This window comes from Sporolactobacillus nakayamae, from assembly GCF_900113325.1.
Taxonomy (GTDB): Bacteria; Bacillota; Bacilli; order Bacillales; family Sporolactobacillaceae; genus Sporolactobacillus; species Sporolactobacillus nakayamae.
Map to the genome: position 1 here is coordinate 89,358 of NZ_FOOY01000010.1, position 19,274 is coordinate 108,631.

21 protein-coding genes are annotated in these 19,274 nt (G+C 44.3%); 16 read left to right on the plus strand and 5 right to left on the minus strand.

The annotated features are described in order from the left end of the window. The first annotated feature begins 30 nt into the window (after positions 1 to 30). The 11 genes from mutM to rplT all read left to right on the plus strand — a co-directional run bounded on the left by mutM (position 31) and on the right by rplT (position 8,411). Entirely contained in the window at positions 31 to 906 is an 876-nt protein-coding gene (gene mutM / locus BM003_RS08250) for a DNA-formamidopyrimidine glycosylase (protein WP_093671997.1), read from the plus strand. Continuing rightward, entirely contained in the window at positions 866 to 1,465 is a 600-nt protein-coding gene (coaE, locus tag BM003_RS08255) for a dephospho-CoA kinase (protein WP_093671999.1), read from the plus strand. The genes mutM and coaE overlap by 41 nt, the downstream gene beginning before the upstream one ends. Positions 1,466 to 1,550: 85 nt before the next feature. Then, positions 1,551 to 2,030 carry a transcriptional regulator NrdR gene (gene nrdR, locus BM003_RS08260; RefSeq protein WP_093672001.1) on the plus strand — a complete coding sequence of 160 codons (480 nt, stop codon included), beginning with the start codon at positions 1,551 to 1,553 and terminating at the stop codon, positions 2,028 to 2,030. A gap of 72 nt (positions 2,031 to 2,102) precedes the next feature. Continuing rightward, a complete protein-coding gene (locus BM003_RS08265) occupies positions 2,103 to 3,485 on the plus strand; it encodes a replication initiation and membrane attachment family protein (RefSeq protein ID WP_093672119.1) in 1,383 nt (460 codons plus the stop codon). Between the two features lie 26 nt (positions 3,486 to 3,511). After that, a complete protein-coding gene (dnaI, locus tag BM003_RS08270) occupies positions 3,512 to 4,444 on the plus strand; it encodes a primosomal protein DnaI (protein WP_093672003.1) in 933 nt (310 codons plus the stop codon). A 94-nt stretch (positions 4,445 to 4,538) separates the two neighbouring features. After that, positions 4,539 to 5,366, plus strand: coding sequence for a putative sporulation protein YtxC (locus BM003_RS08275; RefSeq protein ID WP_093672004.1), 828 nt, complete (start codon positions 4,539 to 4,541; stop codon positions 5,364 to 5,366). 597 nt (positions 5,367 to 5,963) lie between these two features. Continuing rightward, positions 5,964 to 6,206 carry a YrzI family small protein gene (locus tag BM003_RS08285; protein WP_093672008.1) on the plus strand — a complete coding sequence of 81 codons (243 nt, stop codon included), beginning with the start codon at positions 5,964 to 5,966 and terminating at the stop codon, positions 6,204 to 6,206. Between the two features lie 166 nt (positions 6,207 to 6,372). After that, positions 6,373 to 6,957, plus strand: coding sequence for a DJ-1 family glyoxalase III (locus tag BM003_RS08290; protein ID WP_245734157.1), 585 nt, complete (start codon positions 6,373 to 6,375; stop codon positions 6,955 to 6,957). A 232-nt stretch (positions 6,958 to 7,189) separates the two neighbouring features. Next, positions 7,190 to 7,696: a translation initiation factor IF-3 gene (gene infC / locus BM003_RS08295; RefSeq protein ID WP_143128443.1), complete on the plus strand. Its 507-nt coding sequence runs from the start codon at positions 7,190 to 7,192 to the stop codon at positions 7,694 to 7,696. Between the two features lie 74 nt (positions 7,697 to 7,770). Next, entirely contained in the window at positions 7,771 to 7,965 is a 195-nt protein-coding gene (gene rpmI, locus BM003_RS08300) for a 50S ribosomal protein L35 (protein WP_093672012.1), read from the plus strand. Positions 7,966 to 8,054: 89 nt separating this feature from the next. Beyond that, complete coding sequence (gene rplT / locus BM003_RS08305) at positions 8,055 to 8,411, plus strand: 50S ribosomal protein L20 (protein WP_093672014.1); 357 nt, start codon at positions 8,055 to 8,057, stop codon at positions 8,409 to 8,411. 789 nt (positions 8,412 to 9,200) lie between these two features. On the opposite strand, the gene BM003_RS08310 is transcribed toward rplT, so the two are convergent. The 5 genes from BM003_RS08310 to BM003_RS08330 all read right to left on the minus strand — a co-directional run bounded on the left by BM003_RS08310 (position 9,201) and on the right by BM003_RS08330 (position 14,571). After that, positions 9,201 to 9,917 (minus strand): ATP-binding cassette domain-containing protein, encoded by a 717-nt coding sequence (locus BM003_RS08310; RefSeq protein ID WP_177184711.1) that lies wholly within the window; start codon positions 9,915 to 9,917, stop codon positions 9,201 to 9,203. A 225-nt stretch (positions 9,918 to 10,142) separates the two neighbouring features. After that, positions 10,143 to 11,084 (minus strand): ABC transporter ATP-binding protein, encoded by a 942-nt coding sequence (locus BM003_RS08315; protein ID WP_093672018.1) that lies wholly within the window; start codon positions 11,082 to 11,084, stop codon positions 10,143 to 10,145. Further along, entirely contained in the window at positions 11,081 to 12,925 is a 1,845-nt protein-coding gene (locus tag BM003_RS08320; RefSeq protein WP_093672020.1) for an ABC transporter ATP-binding protein, read from the minus strand. Before BM003_RS08320 ends, BM003_RS08315 begins: the two co-directional genes overlap by 4 nt. Before the next feature lie 204 nt (positions 12,926 to 13,129). Beyond that, the gene (locus tag BM003_RS08325) at positions 13,130 to 13,858 is read right to left on the minus strand and encodes a sensor histidine kinase (protein ID WP_218143232.1); all 729 of its coding nucleotides are present in this window, start codon (positions 13,856 to 13,858) and stop codon (positions 13,130 to 13,132) included. Next, positions 13,855 to 14,571 (minus strand): LytR/AlgR family response regulator transcription factor, encoded by a 717-nt coding sequence (locus BM003_RS08330; RefSeq protein ID WP_177184712.1) that lies wholly within the window; start codon positions 14,569 to 14,571, stop codon positions 13,855 to 13,857. Before BM003_RS08330 ends, BM003_RS08325 begins: the two co-directional genes overlap by 4 nt. A 309-nt stretch (positions 14,572 to 14,880) precedes the next feature. On the opposite strand from BM003_RS08330, the gene BM003_RS08335 reads away from it, so the two are divergent. Genes BM003_RS08335 through BM003_RS08355 form a run of 5 tightly spaced genes read left to right on the plus strand, consistent with a single transcriptional unit; the run spans position 14,881 to position 19,184 of the window. Continuing rightward, positions 14,881 to 15,357, plus strand: a complete 477-nt coding sequence (locus BM003_RS08335; protein ID WP_093672024.1) for a PTS sugar transporter subunit IIB — start codon at positions 14,881 to 14,883, stop codon at positions 15,355 to 15,357. A gap of 59 nt (positions 15,358 to 15,416) precedes the next feature. Next, a complete protein-coding gene (locus BM003_RS08340; protein WP_093672026.1) occupies positions 15,417 to 16,214 on the plus strand; it encodes a PTS mannose/fructose/sorbose/N-acetylgalactosamine transporter subunit IIC in 798 nt (265 codons plus the stop codon). After that, on the plus strand, positions 16,207 to 17,025 hold the full coding sequence (locus BM003_RS08345) for a PTS system mannose/fructose/sorbose family transporter subunit IID (RefSeq protein ID WP_093672028.1): 819 nt from the start codon (positions 16,207 to 16,209) through the stop codon (positions 17,023 to 17,025). The genes BM003_RS08340 and BM003_RS08345 overlap by 8 nt, the downstream gene beginning before the upstream one ends. Positions 17,026 to 17,080: 55 nt before the next feature. Further along, complete coding sequence (locus BM003_RS08350) at positions 17,081 to 17,494, plus strand: PTS sugar transporter subunit IIA (RefSeq protein WP_093672030.1); 414 nt, start codon at positions 17,081 to 17,083, stop codon at positions 17,492 to 17,494. Between the two features lie 10 nt (positions 17,495 to 17,504). Beyond that, positions 17,505 to 19,184 (plus strand): glycoside hydrolase family 13 protein, encoded by a 1,680-nt coding sequence (locus tag BM003_RS08355; RefSeq protein ID WP_093672032.1) that lies wholly within the window; start codon positions 17,505 to 17,507, stop codon positions 19,182 to 19,184. The last annotated feature ends 90 nt before the right edge of the window (positions 19,185 to 19,274 follow it).

A 19,274-nucleotide genomic window follows, 5' to 3' on the forward strand; every position in this document is an offset into this window, starting at 1 on the left:
CATAGAATAGAGAATTTAGGGGGAAACAGGTTGCCGGAATTACCAGAAGTGGAAACTGTCAAACGCACGTTGAATGAGCTGGTTATTGGGAAGACAATCAAAAGTGTAGAGGTGCGCTGGCCGAACATCATCCGCAGGCCAACTGATCTCAATCAATTTAAAACGAGGATGATTGGTGAAACGTTGCATGATGTACAGCGGCGCGGCAAATTTTTGCTGTTTTGTTATGACGACGTGGTGCTCGTCTCACATTTAAGAATGGAAGGACGTTATCGACTGGATCCTGAGCAAGATCCGATTGATCACTATACTCATGTCATTTTCCATTTTACCGATGACACAGCACTTCGTTATCGTGATGTCCGCAAATTCGGCACGATGCACCTTTTTAACAAAGGTGAACAATGGAAGCACTTGCCGCTGTCGAAACTTGGCCTCGAACCGTTGTCGCCCGAGTTGACGACAGGCTACTTGGCCCATGCTTTCCAACGTACGAAACGCTCAATTAAACTCGTTTTGCTTGATCAAACGATCATCGTCGGACTGGGGAATATTTATGTTGATGAGTCCTTGTTTAAGGCCGGAATTCATCCGTTGACTACGGCAAGTGAACTCTCTGAAGCACAATTGGAACGATTAAGAAAGGCGATCGTTGAGACATTAAGCGATGCTGTAAAACTTGGCGGCAGCACCATTCGTACATTCGTTAACAGTCAGGGGCATATGGGCCTCTTCCAGCAGCAATTAACGGTGTATGGCAGAGCCGGCGAGCCTTGTGTGCATTGTGGAACATCGATCGAAAAAATTAAAGTTGGCGGACGCGGCACACATTTTTGTCCACTCTGCCAGCCAAGAGGTTTGGAAAATGATGAAAATCGGATTGACAGGCGGGATCGCAAGCGGTAAGAGCACGATCTCACGCTGGCTGATACACCATGGATACTCGGTCATTGACGCAGATAAGATTTCCAGAGAGGTTGTCGCCGCAGGGCAGCCGGCACTGTGCAGAATTTCTGATAAGTTCGGAGATGCCATGATTCTGCCTACGGGTGAACTTGATCGTAAGCAACTCGCCAGCCTGATTTTTCAAGATGATAAAAAACGTGCCGCGTTGAATGCGCTGCTCCATCCGCTTATTCGCTCGCGGATGCTCAAAGAACTTGACCAATATGAAAAAGAAGGAGCAAGTGCTGCCTTTTTGGATATTCCTTTGCTCTATGAAAGCGGCTTGGCGTCTTGGGTAGACAAAACGATCGTCGTCTATGTGTCTGAAACCAATCAACTGAAACGACTGATGGCGAGAAACCATTTGGATGAGTCTCAGGCACGTGCACGCATGGGTTCACAAATTCCACTATCAGAAAAAGTGAAGCTGGCGGATGCGGTGATTGATAATAATGGCTCGATTGAGGAAACCGAAGAACAGCTTCAGCGGCTGCTTCAACGGTGGTCTCTTGAGAATTAATTGGACTTGTTACCGCTCGGCTTTTCATCAGCTGTTTAGTAGGATACAATAAGTTTATCGAAATACAGCGAATGGAGTGAAAAAGATGCGCTGTCCAAGCTGTAAACAAATGGCGACAAAAGTGTTGGATTCCCGCCCGGTCGACAATGGGCGCGTTATTCGCCGACGCAGAGAATGCGAATTGTGCCATCACCGTTTTACCACTTTCGAGAAAGTGGAGGAGACTCCTTTGGTCGTCGTGAAAAAAGGGGATAACCGAGAAGCGTTCAGTCATGAAAAGATGCTGCGCGGGCTTATAAAAGCCTGTGAAAAACGTCCGGTTCCGCTCGAGCGACTTGAACAGCTGGCAAATGATGTAGAAAAGGTGCTGCGCGACGAGGGTCGTTCGGAAGTGAATAGCCATGAAATTGGCGAGCGTGTGATGAATGAACTAGTGAAGGTGGACGAGGTTGCTTATGTCCGCTTCGCTTCAGTATATAGACAGTTTACGGACATCAATGTTTTTGCTAAGAAAATTCAAGAATTGAAAGATCAATTGGAGAAAGAAAAAAACAGCAAGAAGTGAGAGAATGAGGAATGCCGATCTGAGAAGGGTCCTTAATTCTAGCACGAAAGACGCAGAATGGGGGTTGACGATTTGCTGCAGTCTTGGAAAGAAGTGCTGCCCGGTGATCACTATCGTGTTCGAACCAATGGATTGCTTCATTCATTCGACCAAAGAGTCATTACATGCCTGTATCAGCCTCTGATCGGTTTAGAGGCGGCAAGCATGTATTTTACGCTTTGGCAGGAAACTGATGATTCAGAGGATTTTTTGACGCATCATCATCTCATGGGCATGATGAACCTGTCTCTAGACCGTATTCTCACAGCAAGAAAGAAGCTGGAAGCTATCGGTCTGTTGCAAACCTTGAAGAAAAAGGAAGCGAATCCCGGACAATTCGTATACTGTCTCGAGCCCCCACTGACGCCCGATTTGTTTTTTAAAGACGGTTTTTTAAATTTATTTTTGTATCGGCAGGTTGGACCCAGAGAATACAAAAGGCTCCTTCGTTTATTTGAAAACAAAATTATGAACATGGCTGGCTATGATGATGTCTCCGCACATTTTGACGAGGTATTTCAATCGATGCCGTCCGCAGAATCCACCGATGAAATGAAAAACACTTCATTGTCTGGTTCGTGGAGCGCCCGTGCTGAAGCACCCAAGCTTGAATTTAACAGACATTTTGATTTTAAAGCGATGATGCCCTATCTTTCCGACGCTATTCTGACGGAAGATGCGCTGACCGATGACGTTCGATTTGCTATTGATAAGCTGGCTTTTGTCTACCAGACTGAGCCTTATGATATGAGTCGGGCATTACAGTCGGCGGCATTGCATACCGGTACTGTGGATATTGATACGCTGCGAAAAGAAGTACGTGATTTTTATCTTCTTGAGCATGGACAGGACGAAATGCCTGCACTCTACGAACGTACTCAGCCGCGCGCGGAACGAGAAATCGTTGAAAAAGAGCCGCAAACTGAAGAAGAACGCTTGATCGCTTGGTATGAAGGAAATTCACCTTATCAGCTGCTCCAAGCACTTGGGCAGGGCAGCAAACCGGCAGCGCCTGATTTACGCTTGGTCGAGAATCTGATGTTCGATACAAAATTGAATCCGGGTGTGATCAATGTCTTGATTGACTACATATCGCAAGTCAATGATCACAATTTGAACAAGTCCTTTGTTGAAAAAGTCGCGGCCCAGTGGGCAAGAGCAAATGTCCGGACCGTGCGGCAGGCGATGACTTACGCCCGAGAAGAACAAAAGAAACGTGATCAGACGAAAAGAGCCGTTGGTTCAGGATCTGCAAATAAAACGCGACGACCGAGAAAGCCGGGGCAGGATGAGCACCGTGAAGTCATTCCTGAATGGATGAAGAACCCGAAACAGCCGAAAGAACAATCAGGTGCAGACGATGAAGCGGTGAAACAGAGAGCAAAATGGCTTGAGGATTACCTGAATAATATATGAGAGCCGTGGTTAGGGAGGGTGCATGAATGGAACCGATTAACTCATTATTTAAGGACTTGACCGGTCAGCGAACTATACAGGGAAAATGGGATCAGCTTGCCGGTGCGCTCGGGAAAAATCCGGCTATTCGTGAATTTGCTGAGAAAAATCCGGATATCGATTCAGCGGCTTGGACGAGAAGTCTTTCCCGTCTTTATCAATTTGCCGCCGAACAGAAGCATTGTGCGCAGTGTCCCGGGTTGGATCAATGTCCAAATATGATGAAAGGCTATAGGCCGCAATTGGTAAATGATAAGGGAACGCCTTCCCTCACCTTTTCTCCCTGTCCTCTGCTTGAAGAACGCGATTCGAAGCATCGTCAAAGCGAATTGATTCGCAGCTACTATGTGCCCAAGGATATTTTAAATGCGACATTTGGGATGATTGACAAGGGAGAAGGCGGACGCCAAGAAGCCATTCTTGCGGCGGGTGAATTCGTGAGAGATTACCTGACGGATCCTGGTGAGACAAAGGGACTGTATCTTTGCGGTCAGTTTGGTGTCGGGAAAACCTATTTAATGGGAGCGATCATGAATCGTTTAGCTGAACGGCGGCATGTTGCCTCGCTTATTGTCTATGTTCCCGATTTTTTTAGAGAAATTAAAGGTGCGATCCAAGATAACTCCGTTGACACGAAACTTGATGTGCTGAAAAAGACACCCGTTTTAATCCTAGACGATATCGGTGCTGAGACAATTACGCCCTGGGTGCGCGATGAAGTGCTCGGAAGTATTCTTCAATACCGAATGATGGATCATCTGCCAACGCTTTATACATCTAACTTTAACTACGATGAATTGGAAGATCATTTTTCCTATTCGCAGAAAAGCGGTATCGAAAATGTCAAAGCGAAGCGACTGATGGAGCGTATCCGCCATTTCACAAAACTTGTTAAAATGGACGGCTCTAACCGCCGTTAGCAAATAAAAGCAAAAATATAATTTTTTCGAAAGCATGAATGAGGACTTCCTCCCATATAGTCTTTATATAAGATGGGACGGGGAGGATGAACCATTGGAGATTGTTTTTGATACCCAGCAGGAGGCGGCAGATTTTTATCGAAGACTGCCCTCTTCCTTCAGGCAAGTGACCGGTGTGCTGCTCATTAACAGCCGTCTCGCCGTTTTTCCGGACAAAACGGCGGACTATAAAGAATTTGCACAATTAATTACCCGCTATATAATCGAACATCATGAAAAAGACTGGATCATGACGATCATTGAAAAGTATTACTATTTTACGGAACCGGAAGAACAAGTGGCAATCTTAAATATAGTATTCGCTATTTTTGCGGGTGAAAAAAATGATTTGCCGCAAACAGAAACACTTAAAGACCGACGTGAAACCATCATGGAATCGCTTGAAGGAATTTTAAAAGAACACAATACGTTTTCTTTCGAATCCATCATCCGCTTCCGCTTGATCGCGTATAAAGAAGCACTCCGTCAATACGTGGAGATCGCGATTGACGAATATAAGCTGGAGCAGGAGTATCAAGTTTTTATAGACAAGCTAAGACGCATCATCCGGGCCTATAAGCCTCTTTGTGAAAAGATTGAAGTATACGATGAGCATCCGTTTCGATTATATGACGATCACCACCGTCTGATCCGCAATGTGCAATCGGTGCGTTCCTTTTACCCGCTGCTCAAGCAATGGGGCATTGAGGCTGAACCTTCGATTGTTCTGACTTTGATCGCCCTGGCGCCGAAGCAAGTCATTGTGTATACAGACCGGCCGGAACACGGAATGATGAAGACCTTGCACCACGTGTTTGAGGATCGCGTATGTTTTGTCGCCTCAACCTTGCATTTAAGCAGTGGAAGCGGCGCAACGCAATAAATTTGGTCGGAAAGGGGCAGCTACCCCCATTAGAAAACTTGGCTTCACCAAGCCTCTGGCGAAGGCTTAGTTGCGACGGCCATGGATGGCCTAGTGTCGTCCGGCCTGCCACAGGACGTGGCGTTATGTCGGACCACTTACACTCATTTCCTTGAATCTTTTTTATACGTTCTTATCAGTGTAAAAAACGCCTGTTTTTTTCAATAAGGGTTTACTTTGAAACATTTACCATATATAATAAAAAAGCAAATTAACGAAAGGAGGTCATCAAAACATGATGACAGTTGAGAAGAAAGTTACCGTATCATCAATTGTATATTCTGTTCGGATGACCTCGACGAATTTCTTAGTGCACTAATTGGCTCTTTTTAAGCAATGAATAAGAATAAATCCGCAGGTCTCCACTGACTGCGGTCTTTTTATGCTCTTTTGACCGTATCGGCGTGCTGCCTTTGCGGTCTTTTTTTGCTTTTTGGTATGAAGCTGAGCGCTTTGCGCTTCGCTTTTATATAAATAAATGTTGTCTCTCGGAATGTTGATCAACACTCCGTCCGGCGATCTTAACCCACAAAAATGCTAAATGAAAGGATGAAGAATATGCAAGCATCAACTGCAAATCTACGTATGCCGATTGAACAAAAAGGATTTTTCAACAAAACACAATTAAAAATGGAGGGAGGTCGTGCGATGATGAAATTCAACTTATTTGCGTTGACGTTCACGGTTTCAGTCAGGAAGCCGGCATCAGTACAACAACGCTATGAGGACCGCAAGCGCATCGAGGCTTTGAGAAACAAAATGCTTGATAAACGGTTTGAGTACGAACGTCACATTAGATAATTCTATTTTGAAAAAAATAAGAGGAGGAGATTCAAATGATTAATAAAATTGTTTTTGTGATTCGCGTACGTTTCGGAAAGGGTACACAATTTTTGTAACTGCGCTCTACTTTGATTGGCTGTTCTGATGTGATACGATAATGTCAGAAGAAAACAGGGAGTGAGTGATGGTGAAGAAGTTTCTTGTTTTACTTGCGGAAGGATTTGAAGAAACTGAAGCTGTGACTGCGATTGATGTGCTTCGTCGCGGCGGCGTTGAAGTTGTTCTCTGCTCGCTTGCTAAATCTTTGCTCGTTGAGGGTTCACGAAATATTGTTGTGAAAGCGGATCGGAGCATAAATAGTGATGGTTTGCTTGATTTTGACGGTATCTATCTGCCGGGAGGCGTCAAAGGAGCGACGACGCTTCGTGATGATGAGCGTGCGCAGAAGCTGATTCGTGCCTACAAAGAAAACGGCAAGCTAGTGGCGGCGATTTGTGCGGCACCGATTGCTTTGGAACGCGCCGGTGTTCTCAAAGGAGAAACGGCAACAAGCAATCCGGACTTTAGGGATCATATTAAAGACGCGGCTTACAGCGAAGATCCAGTCGTCGTCTCCGGCAAGATTATTACATCCAGAGCCGCCGGAACCACGCTGCCGATTGGCCTGGAGATCCTGCGCCAACTTGGTTTGGAGCAAGAAGCAAAAAAAGTCAGTCATGATATGTTGTTTGATTTTCTCATGGAAAACCGTGATAAGCTCCATTCATAATACAAATGGGCTTGCAATATAAAAAACGGCATGTTATAGTATTAAAGGAATTTACAACGAGTAAAGCAGAGCCGCCCGGCTTCTCACCTGATCGACGCAGTCATGCTGTTGCCAGGTATGAATTAAGGAAGAAATAGTCAATACGGGCGTTTTTGCGCCCGTATTTTTGTTTGTACACTTAGCCAGCGATTTGCTCAAATTTATTTGGAGGTGGCTCAATATTAGCAAAGATATGATTGTTAACGAAGGGATTCGTGCGCAGCAGGTTCGTCTGATCGGTCAGAACGGGGAACAAGTCGGTATTAAGTCGAAGGCAGAAGCACTGACCATGGCTCACAATGTTAATTTGGATTTGGTCATGGTTGCTCCAGGCGCGAAACCGCCGGTATGCCGGATTATGGACTACGGCAAGTTCCGGTTCGAACAACAGAAGAAAGATCGCGAAGCGCGTAAGAATCAGAAAGTCATCAATCTGAAAGAAATTCGGCTCAGTCCGAGTATTGAAGAACACGACTTCAATACGAAAATGCGCAATGCCAAGAAATTTCTTGAAAAAGGCGATAAAGTCAAGGCTTCCGTTCGATTCAGAGGGCGCGCGATTACGCACTCCAATCTCGGAAGGCAAGTACTTGAAAAGCTCGCCGAAGAATGTGCAGATGTCAGTGTTATCGAGGCAAGGCCGAAAATGGAAGGACGCAGCATGTTTCTTGTGCTTGCTCCTAAAGCCGACAAGCAATAAAGCAATTAACGGAGCAGATCTAAAAGTGATTTCGGCTGCTTTTAGCCACTGATCTTACTAGGAGGATTCTTTTTATGCCAAAAATGAAAACACACAAAGGTGCAGCAAAACGTTTCAAAAAGACGGGTACCGGCAAGTTCAAACGGGAACACGGCTTCACGAGCCACATGTTCAGCCATAAGTCAAACAAGCAAAAACGTAATCTTGACAAGAGTACGATTGCGACATCAACGCTTGCTAACAAGCTCAAGAAACTGATCAACAACTAATTCTAACAAACGTAACAGGCTATTTTTCAATGTCGGTTCGAAAGCCACAGGTGGCAATTTCGGACGACTCATTCTAGGAGGTTTTTACAATGGCAAGAGTTAAAGGCGGATATGTGACTCGTCGCAGACGCAAAAGAGTTCTTAAGTTAGCAAAGGGTTATTTTGGCGCAAAGCACAAGCTGTTTAAAGTCGCACAGCAACAGGTCTTCAAATCCCTGTCTTATGCATACCGCGACCGTCGTCAAACAAAGCGTAACTTCCGCAGACTGTGGATCGCGCGTATTAACGCAGCAGCTCGTATCAACGGCTTGTCTTACAGCAAGCTGATCAACGGTCTCAAGGTTGCAGGTATCGAAGTAAACCGCAAGATGCTTGCTGACCTCGCCGTTAACGACGCAGCAGCATTCGCAACACTCGCTGAAAAAGCAAAAGCAGTCGCTAAATAAGAGCGATTGAACGAATAAACACCCCCACATGCTACTAAGCATGCGGGGGTGTTGTTTTTTTACAAGTGAAGAAAGTATAGCGTTTTGCCTTGCCGGTACGACGATAGGGTCATAAGATTCGGTTGGGACGATCAGGTAAGCGCCAATCTGAGAAATAAACGGAAAAATTCCGCTTAATTAGAAAATGAATGACAAAATCGCTTAAATAGACGGAGAAATTCCGCTTATCGAATCGAAAAACGTGAAAATGGAGGGTTTTTCTGTGTATAAGCGGAAAAATTACCCTTATTTACCTGTGAAACAAGCGCCAGGATGCAAATAAGCGGAAAATCTCCGCTTATTTTATTCCGGCCGCGTTACTTAATTAAGGATCAAAATGATTTATTAGAAAAACCGGGCACAGCCCGGTCCTTAATCTCCAGCCATGTGTGATGGTTTTGTGTCTTTTCGGTGCTGAATCGTCGCTTCGGTTACTCGCTTGCCGCGGGCGCACCGCGAGCCTCCTCAAACAGGCAGAAATCTGCGGGGTCCCGCCGGCACGCTAATCCCGCAGGCGCTCTTTGCCCGGTTTTTCTTACACTGATAAAAGTATAAAAGGTAAAAAATTCAAGGAAATAGGCGTAAGTGAACTAAGGCTGGCAAACAAGTACGAATAATCCGTTGAGCAATGAAAAAATCAGGAAACGCTCGATAAATTTGCGAAAGCGCTCGATAAAAATCCGGAAACGCTCGATAAATTTGCGAAAGCGCTCGATAAAAACTCTAAAACGCTAGATAATTTGAAAAAGCTTATCCATGCAATCTCGATTTACGTGGATCTTCTCGGTAATACTGTGCCTGCGCATTCCACAGTTTGTAATATTGGCCATCTTCATCTTGAATCAGCTCATCATGGCTGCCGCTTTGGATCAGCTCGCCTTGATTGAAGACAAGAATATTGTCACAGAAGCGGCATGACGATAGTCGGTGCGAAATATAGATCGCGGTTTTGTCACTGGCGATGTCCTGAAATTTGGAGTATACCTCAAACTCGGCAACCGGATCTAATGCCGCGGTTGGTTCATCAAGAACAACGAACGGAGCGTCTTTATAGAGTGCACGAGCAATGGCAATTTTCTGAGCTTCTCCGCCCGAGATCTCGACACCGTCCGCGTCTATTTTATAGAGTGGTGTGTCCAGACCTTTGCTCATTTTGCGAATTCGATTACCAACACCTGCCTTGTCGAGGCATTCCATCACGCGTTCCTTGTCGTAATGCACATCTGCTGCAACGTTTTGTCCGGCGGAAAAAGCAAACAGCTTAAAATCTTGGAAGACTACGGAGAAAAGCCGCAAATAGTCAACGTAATCATATTTTTGAATGTTAATGCCGTTGAGCAGAATTTCGCCTTCCTGCGGATCATAGAGCCGGGTGAGCAGCTTGATAAACGTTGTTTTGCCCGATCCATTGCGGCCAACCACAGCGAAGTGTTCGCCGATTTTCAGTTTAAGTGAAAGATTTATCAAAGCATAAGTGTCCGATCCAGGATATTTAAAGGATACATTGCGGAATTCAATCTCATATTCATTATCATTGCGTTTCTCAACAGGCAAGCTGCCTTGGTACTTTGGGTTCGGCGTGTCGAGAAAATTGAAATAGAGCTCAACATAATCAATATCCTGCCAAATGTCGGTTGCCGAAGTGATCAGTTCAGAGAAACCAGTGGTGAACTGGCTGATCGCGCCAACATACTATACAACCGAACCAATGCTGATCAGCCCAACCAGTGCCTTCATACCGACGAAAAGATAGACAAAGCCGCTGATCAGTGAAGAGATGGTGGCGCTGATTCCCCAAAAACGGCTTTGCCGTTTGGATACATCAGAAGCAAAAGCTTTCATCCCTCGTCGGTTAAAATCATCATAGGCTTTTCCAATCAATTTTTGTTCTTGATAAATTCGAATATCTTTCCCCAATTGATGATCTTGCATCAGATTACCGTAAAAGCTAAAAGCGCGATTGATTACCATCATGCCATCCAATTTATGAAAGATCCATTTACTGAATCGGGAATTCGATAGAACAGAGTATATGGATGAGGTAAGAATAAGGCCCAACAAGATAATAGAAAGCCATGGCGAATCGATAAAGGAGCTTGATCGTACCGAATAGGTTAGAAACAGTGGAAAGGCAAGTGTAATTGAAAAAACAACGGTACACAGATTAGAGATGAACTGTCCGGTTATTTCTGGAAGCCGCCAAATTCCTCTCATACTCATGTTGGCACCTTCATCAATTTTCTGCTTCTTCAGGTGAAAATCAGGTTCTTCCACATTTTCATAATCGGTATTCAGAATTAGTTGATCCATTTCAAATGATCCGAAATAATTCAATCGAAATTGGCCCATATCTTCTATTCGTTCCATCGCTTTTTGCATGAGGTAAACAATCAGGTTCAATACAATTGCTGCTCCGGTCAGCCATGCAAGATGAATCACGGAACGTGCGCCAAACAATTCATCAAGGATCCGGGCGGTCAAATAAATGGTGATAAAGGGGCTGAACGCTTTCAGCAGTGCGCCAAAAGCAACGGCTGGGAGCAGTGAGGGAACCTTGGCTTGAATAAATCCCATGCCGCGCCATAAATAATGCCATTTCGTTTTGAATTTTGATTGCTGAATGCTGCTTTTCAAAACTGCTCGCCTCCTACAGTATCTCTGTGAAGCTGATCTTGGTAATAGTGACTTTGGATCTCAAAAAGTTCCGCGTATTTTCCATCTTGTTTCATCAGTTCTTCGTGCGTCCCAGATTCAGCAATTTTTCCTTCAGATAGAAAAATAATTCGATCACAGAAACGCGTGCTTGAGAGACGATGGGAGATAAACAGTGATGTTCTGCCTGTAGTTAGCGTTCCATAACGCTCATAAAGTTCATTTTCTGAGATTGGATCAAGTGCCGCGGTCGGTTCATCGAGAATCAGGATTGGCGATTCTTTGTACAGAGCGCGTGTCAGCAGCATTTTTTGCAACTCGCCGCCGGAGAATTGTACCGCATGTTCGTGCACCTCTTTAACCATCATTGATTCTAATCCTTGTTCGAGGCTGTCGATTTTCTCCTTGAAACCCGCTAGTCGCAGACATCGCTCCATTTTCTTCTCATCAATTGGTTCATCGAGTTTCGGTACAATATTGCGCGCAATCGAAACCGGCAGAATATGAATGTCCTGAAAAACTGCTGTAAACAGCTTATAGTAATCGTCACGATTAAAGGAAGTCGCAAGTTTGCCGTTAATCAAAATGTGACCGGATGTCGGCTGGTAGAATCCGCACAGTAATTTAATGCAGGTTGTTTTTCCGGCACCGTTCAAACCAACAAGTGCAATTTTTTCCCCTGCATCGATATGAAGACTGACATCATCGAGAATTTTCCGATCATTTCCGGGATAGGAAAAGGATACATGGTCGAAGGCGATCGAGCAGGGCCAGCTGTTTTTAGGCGGCAGCGGTAGCCCTTCATTACGGTTGGATGTATCTTTCATATCCAGATAATTGCGGACATCACAGATTTCCAGACTCATATGCTGTACTTTTGCCAGTTGTTCAGTCAAACTGGTCAGCCACGTGGAAAAACCGGCGATCGTTCCAAAATAAAGAGTGAAATTAGCAACGGTCAAATGTCCATTCAGCACGAGATAAATGAGATAAGCGTAAGCAACGCCATCTCGGCAAAGTGCCATGACGCCGACGGCACCATCGGAATAATAGTGGCGCAGTGCAATTCGCTTGAGCCAAATTGTTCGATCATGCATCAGCGTATTAAATCGTTCATCGAACCAAGAGGTCATATGATAAAGTCGCAAATCTTTTCCGGTAGAATAGTCGTCGCATTCACGAATCAGATAGTCTAGTTTATTTTCAATCGGTGTCCAATCATCTTTATGTACATGTTCATAGACTTGTGCGTGGCGAGAAAATAGGAATCCAACGGCCGCGGTGATAAGAAGAAAAGCAATAACCAGCGGATTCAGCGCGGCAAGTACGCCGCCATAAAGGATCATTCCGAAAATAGTGGCGGCAAAGCTAACCAATGCCATAATGATCGCTTCTGTTCCATTACGATTGCCTCTAGTTGCTTGGTGAGCTTTTTCACACTTGTTCTGTCCATCGGGACTTTCGAGATTTCCATAATCGGTATCCATCATCTTTTGAAAAATTAAGATAATATAATTCGTTCGATTTGAGGTGACATTCCATTGCAGCCAGGCATCAAGGGAACGTCCGACAACATTGCAGATCATGATGGCAAGTGTCATGAGACCAATCACCAATGAGAAATGCAAGGGGCTTACTTTTTCGGTCAAACTGTCAATCACGAGCTTCGGCATCAAAATCCCGAGAAATGGGAGTAAAACAAGAAAAGGAACGCGTGCAGCTGCAGCGAGAAATAACATCTTGTTCCAGCGCCACATATTTTTCAGTACGTAGCCAATATTTTGTCGTGTCGAATAACTTGGCCTTTGAACTGTTTTCTTCACAAAGCACCAACTCCTTATGACTAAAATTAGCACAGGAACCGTCTCAAAAATAAAAACGTGCACGAATGGCACGATATGAAACACGAACGGTCATACCCGTTTCGTACTGTTTCTCTACAGTAGGGGCACAATTAAGCTCCATCTGTGCCCCCTACATAGTTAAAGGGGGAGCACATTTCAGCCCTATCTGTGACCCCTCCTCAGCTAAAGGGGGAGCATGATTTCGGTGGCGAACACTCCGGGCTCGTTTTGACGGTTGAGATACCCGTCATATTTTTTGACTAAAGCGTCGATGCGCTTCAGGCCGAAGCCGTGGCCGCCGCCTTTTGTTGTCAGGTAGCGGCCAATGCCTATTTTCTTCAGCTTTTCCGGTGCCGAGTTCATCACGGAAAGATAGAGCTGTTTTTTGAAGATACCAATATAGATGCGAATAAACGGTTGATCTTCGCTGTGCAGGCTTCGGCAGCTTTCAAGCGCGTTATCGAGTAGGTTGCCGATGATGATGCATAGATCAACCTCATTCACAGAAAGCTTGGCCGGAACCTGTGCTTTAGCGTTTACTCTGATATTGCTGCTTGTGATCAGTGAAAGCTTGCTGTTCAGAATCGCGTCCAGCTTAATGTTTCCGGTTTTAATCACCGTATCAACGGTTTCGAGGTCATTGTCCAGCATGTCTAAATAAGATTTGAGTTCGTCCATTTGATTAAGCGCAAGATGGGCCTTCATGGTTTGGATATGGTTGTGGTAGTCATGGCGCCACCCGCGCATTTTGTGGTAGATATTCTGAACTTCATCATAGTGTTTGGCGAGCAGGTCTTTTTGGTAGGTATCAATCCGACGTTCGCCTGCGCGCAGGGTTTGGCGATGCGTCATGATCACAGTTAGAACGATCAAAACAAGAATAATCAGTCCGAAAATGAGATAAAAGGTCACCGTGAAGCGCCTCCTTTGTAAAAGCGGATGAACGCTTGGTTAACCGTGTGATAACGGCGTCTGCTGACCGGAATTGTCCTGCCGGAGTCCAAGGTGAGTTCTGTTTTGCCAAGCTGGCTGATGTACTTCAATCCGACGAGGTAAGAGCGATGAGGGCGCACAAACAGATCTTGATCAAGCTGTTGCTCGAGCTGATCGATGCTTGCCTTAATGTGGTAGTGATGCTCTGTAGTCGTCACATCAATGGTATGGGCAAAAGCCTCAAGACTGATGATATCCTCTTGATTCACTCGGATCATTTCGCTTTCTTGCTCGATCAGCAGCGTTTTCGCTTGCTTCGTAACTTTTTTTGAAGCGCGATCGAGAACTGCGAAGATTTTTTCCACTTTGACTGGCTTTATCAGATAATGCAGTGCGGAGACCTCATATCCTTCATCCATATAATCAGAGAAACCGGTAATAAAGATGATTGCCAGCTGCTCATCGCGCTCGCGAACCTTCCTGGCGAGGTTCATCCCATTTAAACCGGGCATTTGAATGTCCAGAAGCAGCGCGTCATAGCTCTGATCGGCACTCCACGAGAATAGAAATGCTTGCGCGTTTTCAAAGTGTTCAAGAGTAAGCGTCTTGTTGCTTTTTTTCGCCCATTCTCTTACGATGGCTGCCAAGTATTCTCTTTGCGTTTTGTCATCTTCACAGATTGCGATTCTCATCTTTTTTGACCTCGGTTGCATCAATTAAGTCGATTATACATGACTGTGAATTATTCAGCCAATGGACGCGAGGTTGACCCATCATCCTACTTCAGTAGGAGATTTTATGAAGGAGCTGCGGTATATCAGGCTTGATCATAAATATGAGTAACTGTAACAAAATCAGGGAAAATTCCCGAACAATTGACGCTTTTCTCGTTATGACTGTTCATTTCCCGATACCCTTACAATCCATTGTTTGCGCTTTCAAATAGTGATAATCTCTATTTATCAAAAAAGAAAACGCATCCAATTAAGGAGGATTTAATAATGGGATTAGTCTTAGCACGAATTGATCAGCGCTTGATTCACGGAATTGTCGTGACACAATGGGCAGCACATACAAAAGCAAAGCGGCTGATGGTCGTTGATGATGAGGTAAGTAAAGATGAAGTTCAAAAAGCGGCTATGCGTATGAGTAAACCCGCAGGAACTGGGATGTCGATCATTGATACGAAGACAGCAATTGCCAATTTCAATGCTGGAAAATATGACAGCCATAATGTTTTTTTAGTTGTCCGTGAGCCTGAAACTTTGTTAGCGCTTGCCGCAGGAGGCGTTCATATTCCGAAGATTAACGTCGGCATCATTTTTGACGGTGAAGGTAAAAAAACGCTGAAAAAGATGGTTTCCGTCAGTGAAAAAGAAGTTTCGGACTTAAAAGCTTTAAAAGAAAAAGGCATTCCGGTTACCTTCCACTTTGTCCCTGGAGAACCGGAAGAACCGCTGGAAACCTATATTAAATGATTCAGTCGTTGTCAAAATACTTTTTAGAAATGAAATAAGACTGGGAAGAGGAAAAAGAGATGGAAATTATTCAAGGAATACTCATCATAGCACTTGCCTTCTGGATGGTCCTTGACCAACAAGGATTTGTCATTACAACATGGTTCCCAGCCATTATCGGGATGATTGCAGGTATTATTATGGGCGATGTGCCCACAGCGATGATTATAGCGGGAACCTTTCAGCTAATGGCTCTCGGGGTAGCCAACATTGGCGGTTCGTCCGTGCCAAACTACGGACTCGCGACACTTGTAGGCATTTATGTTGCGATTCGTACAACCCATGATGTTTCACATGCAAAAGCAATTGCACTGGCAGTGGGTGTACCTGTTGGTATGTTAGGCATTCAACTCGATGTTTTAGGAAAATTGTTGAATTCATATGTCTCACATGCAGCTCAAAAAGCGTTAAATCAAGGGAAGTTCAAGAAAATGGAACGTATTTTTTGGCTGGGGCCGCTAATCTTTGGTTTAACGACGGCGCTGCCAACCGCACTTTGTGTGTTGTTTGGCGATAAGCTTGTTCGGCTGATTCTCGATTTTGTACCCAAATGGTTTACCGATGGATTATCCATTGCCGGATCGATGCTGCCGGTTGTCGGTATTGCACTATTACTGCAATTCATGCCTGTTAAAAAATACTTAACCATGCTCTTAATCGGCTTTGTCGTTTCTGCATATTTTAAATTACCCATCTTGGGCATTGCAATCTTAGGCTTTGCTTTTGCTTATTACTACTTCACGCAAAATATTAAAAAAGCACCGGCAACGGCTGGAGCTACAGAGGCAATAAGTGAAGGAGATGACTTTGATGAGTAACGAAGAAAAGACAAACGAGTCCGTAACGAAAAAGGATATTCGAAAAGCAGCCATTCGCTATATGTTCATGGCATGCAATACATTTAACTATGAAAATCAGCAAGGTCCTGCAGTTGTCTATGGATTGAGTAAAGTTCTGCGCAAAGTCTATAAAAAAGATGAAGATTATAAGGCGTCATTAAATAACCATTTTAACTATTTCAATACCACAACATGGATGGCCAATTTACTTTTGGGTGCCTCTGTCGCGATGGAAGAAAAGGATGGTATTAAATCAAAAGATGCCGTTCAAGCATTCAAAACGGGGATGATGGGTCCATTGGCTGGGGTTGGTGATACGCTGGTTTGGGTTCTTTATCCGACGATTATGGGATCAATTGCCGGGTACATGGGTCTGCAAGGCAACCCGACCGGCGCGATCATCTGGTTGCTCTTGAATGTGTTTTTCTTCTTCTTTCGTGTGAAATTATTCGATATAGGCCATACTTCCGGATTGAAGCTCATCACGGCTCTTGGGGACAAGCTGAATGTATTTACTGAGGCAGCGTCAATCATGGGCTTAACGGTCATTGGTGCCCTGATTCCATCTGTCGTGAAAATGACGATTCCAATTGAGTTTAAAACCGGAAAAGTGTCCTTACCGATTCAGACCGATATCCTAGATAAAATTATGCCGGCGTTGCTTCCAGCAATACTAACGTTTGTTGTCTATAAATTGATTGCTTCGAAGAAGTTTAGCGTGACACAAATTATCTTTATGGTTATTGGTTTAGCGTTAGTTTGCTCATTCTTTGGTATTTTAGGTGTTTAAAGATTGTGGGTGAGGCAACTTGTCTCACCCTATTTTAAAGAAAGGAACGACTCATATGCGAAAATTTATTATTGCCAGTCATCATAAGATGGCCGAAGGGGTCAAGGATACCCTTAACTATATAACCGGTGGTCAGGGCAACATTTACGCGCTTTCTGCCTATCTGAAAAACACACCGATCCAGGAAGAAATTGAAGAACTAGTTAAAGAAATAAAAGAAGAAGACGAAGTCGTGATTTTTACTGATTTACTTGGCGGATCGGTCAACCAGGCTTTCTCCCGATATATTAATCGCCCGCATGTTCATGTAATTACGGGGATGAATTTACCGGTGATTATGTCTTTGGTCTTGAATCCTGAACCAGGCTATCTGACTGCAGATCAAATCCACACGGCTCTAAATGAAGCGAAGGAACAGCTTGTTTATGTGAATGATCTTGTGACCAATATGTCTGAAGATGATGAGTAAGGAGGACCCCATGGAAAAAAATTGGTGGAAGAAAAGCGTCGTGTATCAGGTATATCCGCAAAGCTTCAAAGATACAACGGGAAGCGGAATGGGGGACTTGAATGGAATTATCGAAAAACTTCCTTATTTAGCCGATTTAGGCATTGATGTCATCTGGCTGAATCCCATTTATCAATCACCGTTGGTGGATAATGGATACGACATTTCGGATTACTTTAAAATCAATCCTGAATATGGAACGATTGACGATTTTAAGCAACTTTTGAAGGAAGCACATCGTCTAGGGATCAGGATCATCATGGACTTGGTGGTCAATCACACGAGCGATCAGCATGAATGGTTTAAAAAATCATGCGCGTCGCGTGAGAACGCATACGCTGATTTTTATATTTGGAAAGATCCGAAAGCAGATGGAAGTCCGCCAACGAACTGGGGATCTACCTTTGGCGGTCCTGCTTGGACGTATGTGGAAAGTCGCGGTCAATATTATCTCCATTTGTTTGCGAAAGAACAACCTGATTTAAACTGGGAGAATCCCAAGGTTCGTGAAACGATTTATGACATGATGAAATTCTGGTTTGAACTGGGCATTGATGGCTTCCGAATGGATGTCATCAGTTTAATTAGTAAACGTCAGGATTGGCCGGATGCACCGAACGATGCGGTCTACACTAAGTCCTATTATATTGGCGCATCAAATGGACCGCGTGTCCACGAATTTCTCCATGAAATGAATCAAAAAGTATTGAGCCAGTACAACGTGATGACCGTGGGTGAAACAGCCAACACGAACAGTGACCAAGCGATTTTATATACGGACCCGAAACGCGAAGAACTAAATATGGTCTTTCATTTTGACCATATGCATCTGGACTATGGACCTTATGGAAAGTTTTCAGATGTTCGATTCAAAATGAGCGATTTACGAGACGTGATGACGGAATGGCAAAGCAAGCTGGAGGGCCGGGGATGGAACTCGCTTTATTGGAGCAATCATGACCAGCCGCGTGCCGTCACGCGTTTTGGTAACGACACCAAATACCGCGTGGAATCAGCGAAAATGCTGGGGACACTTCTTCATATGATGAAAGGGACACCGTATATTTATCAAGGGGAGGAGCTTGGCATGCGTAATGTTCGCTTCGATTCCCTTGATCGCTATAAGGACATTGAAACCATTGGTGTAAAGAATGATTTTGAAGCCAAAGGGCTTCCAGAGTCCTACATACAAAAATCGATCTTTTTGAAGTCCAGAGATAACGCCCGTACACCGATGCCCTGGAACGGAAGGGAAAAATCCGGATTTACGACCGGGACACCGTGGATCAATTTCAGCCCAGATAATGAGACCATTAACGTAGAAAACTGTCTTGAAGATAAGGACTCTGTTTACTATCACTATAAGGCACTTATTCGTCTTCGCAAGGAGTTGCCGATTGTGGTGGATGGAACGTATGAACTCATTAATCCTACCGATTCTGATGTCTATGGGTATATGCGCAGACTGGAAAGGCAGAAGCTGGTGGTGATTTGTTCCTTTTCAGAGCATAAGGTGAACTATTTGTTACCTGAAGAGTTAAAAAGAGATGCAGGAAAATTACTGCTCTCGAATTATCAGGATACAAAAAAAGAACTCGGCAACTTAGAACTTCGTCCGTATGAAGCGGTTATCTATCTTATTGAAGCATAAGCGATAAACAGGGCCAGTAAGAACATTTTTTCTTGCTGGTCTTTTTTTGCGGTATACTGAGGAGGAATGATATGGAAGTCCCAAGCAGCT

Coding starts and splice junctions, on each gene's coding strand:
- BM003_RS08345 (WP_093672028.1), top strand. CDS start 16,207: ATGAGTAACGAAGAAAAGACAAACGAGTCCGTAACGAAAAAGGATATT.
- BM003_RS08350 (WP_093672030.1), top strand. CDS start 17,081: ATGCGAAAATTTATTATTGCCAGTCATCATAAGATGGCCGAAGGGGTC.
- BM003_RS08340 (WP_093672026.1), top strand. CDS start 15,417: ATGGAAATTATTCAAGGAATACTCATCATAGCACTTGCCTTCTGGATG.
- BM003_RS08355 (WP_093672032.1), top strand. CDS start 17,505: ATGGAAAAAAATTGGTGGAAGAAAAGCGTCGTGTATCAGGTATATCCG.
- rpmI (WP_093672012.1), top strand. CDS start 7,771: ATGCCAAAAATGAAAACACACAAAGGTGCAGCAAAACGTTTCAAAAAG.
- BM003_RS08330 (WP_177184712.1), bottom strand. CDS start 14,571: ATGAGAATCGCAATCTGTGAAGATGACAAAACGCAAAGAGAATACTTG.
- dnaI (WP_093672003.1), top strand. CDS start 3,512: ATGGAACCGATTAACTCATTATTTAAGGACTTGACCGGTCAGCGAACT.
- infC (WP_143128443.1), top strand. CDS start 7,190: ATGATTGTTAACGAAGGGATTCGTGCGCAGCAGGTTCGTCTGATCGGT.
- BM003_RS08290 (WP_245734157.1), top strand. CDS start 6,373: ATGGTGAAGAAGTTTCTTGTTTTACTTGCGGAAGGATTTGAAGAAACT.
- coaE (WP_093671999.1), top strand. CDS start 866: ATGATGAAAATCGGATTGACAGGCGGGATCGCAAGCGGTAAGAGCACG.
- BM003_RS08285 (WP_093672008.1), top strand. CDS start 5,964: ATGCAAGCATCAACTGCAAATCTACGTATGCCGATTGAACAAAAAGGA.
- nrdR (WP_093672001.1), top strand. CDS start 1,551: ATGCGCTGTCCAAGCTGTAAACAAATGGCGACAAAAGTGTTGGATTCC.
- BM003_RS08335 (WP_093672024.1), top strand. CDS start 14,881: ATGGGATTAGTCTTAGCACGAATTGATCAGCGCTTGATTCACGGAATT.
- rplT (WP_093672014.1), top strand. CDS start 8,055: ATGGCAAGAGTTAAAGGCGGATATGTGACTCGTCGCAGACGCAAAAGA.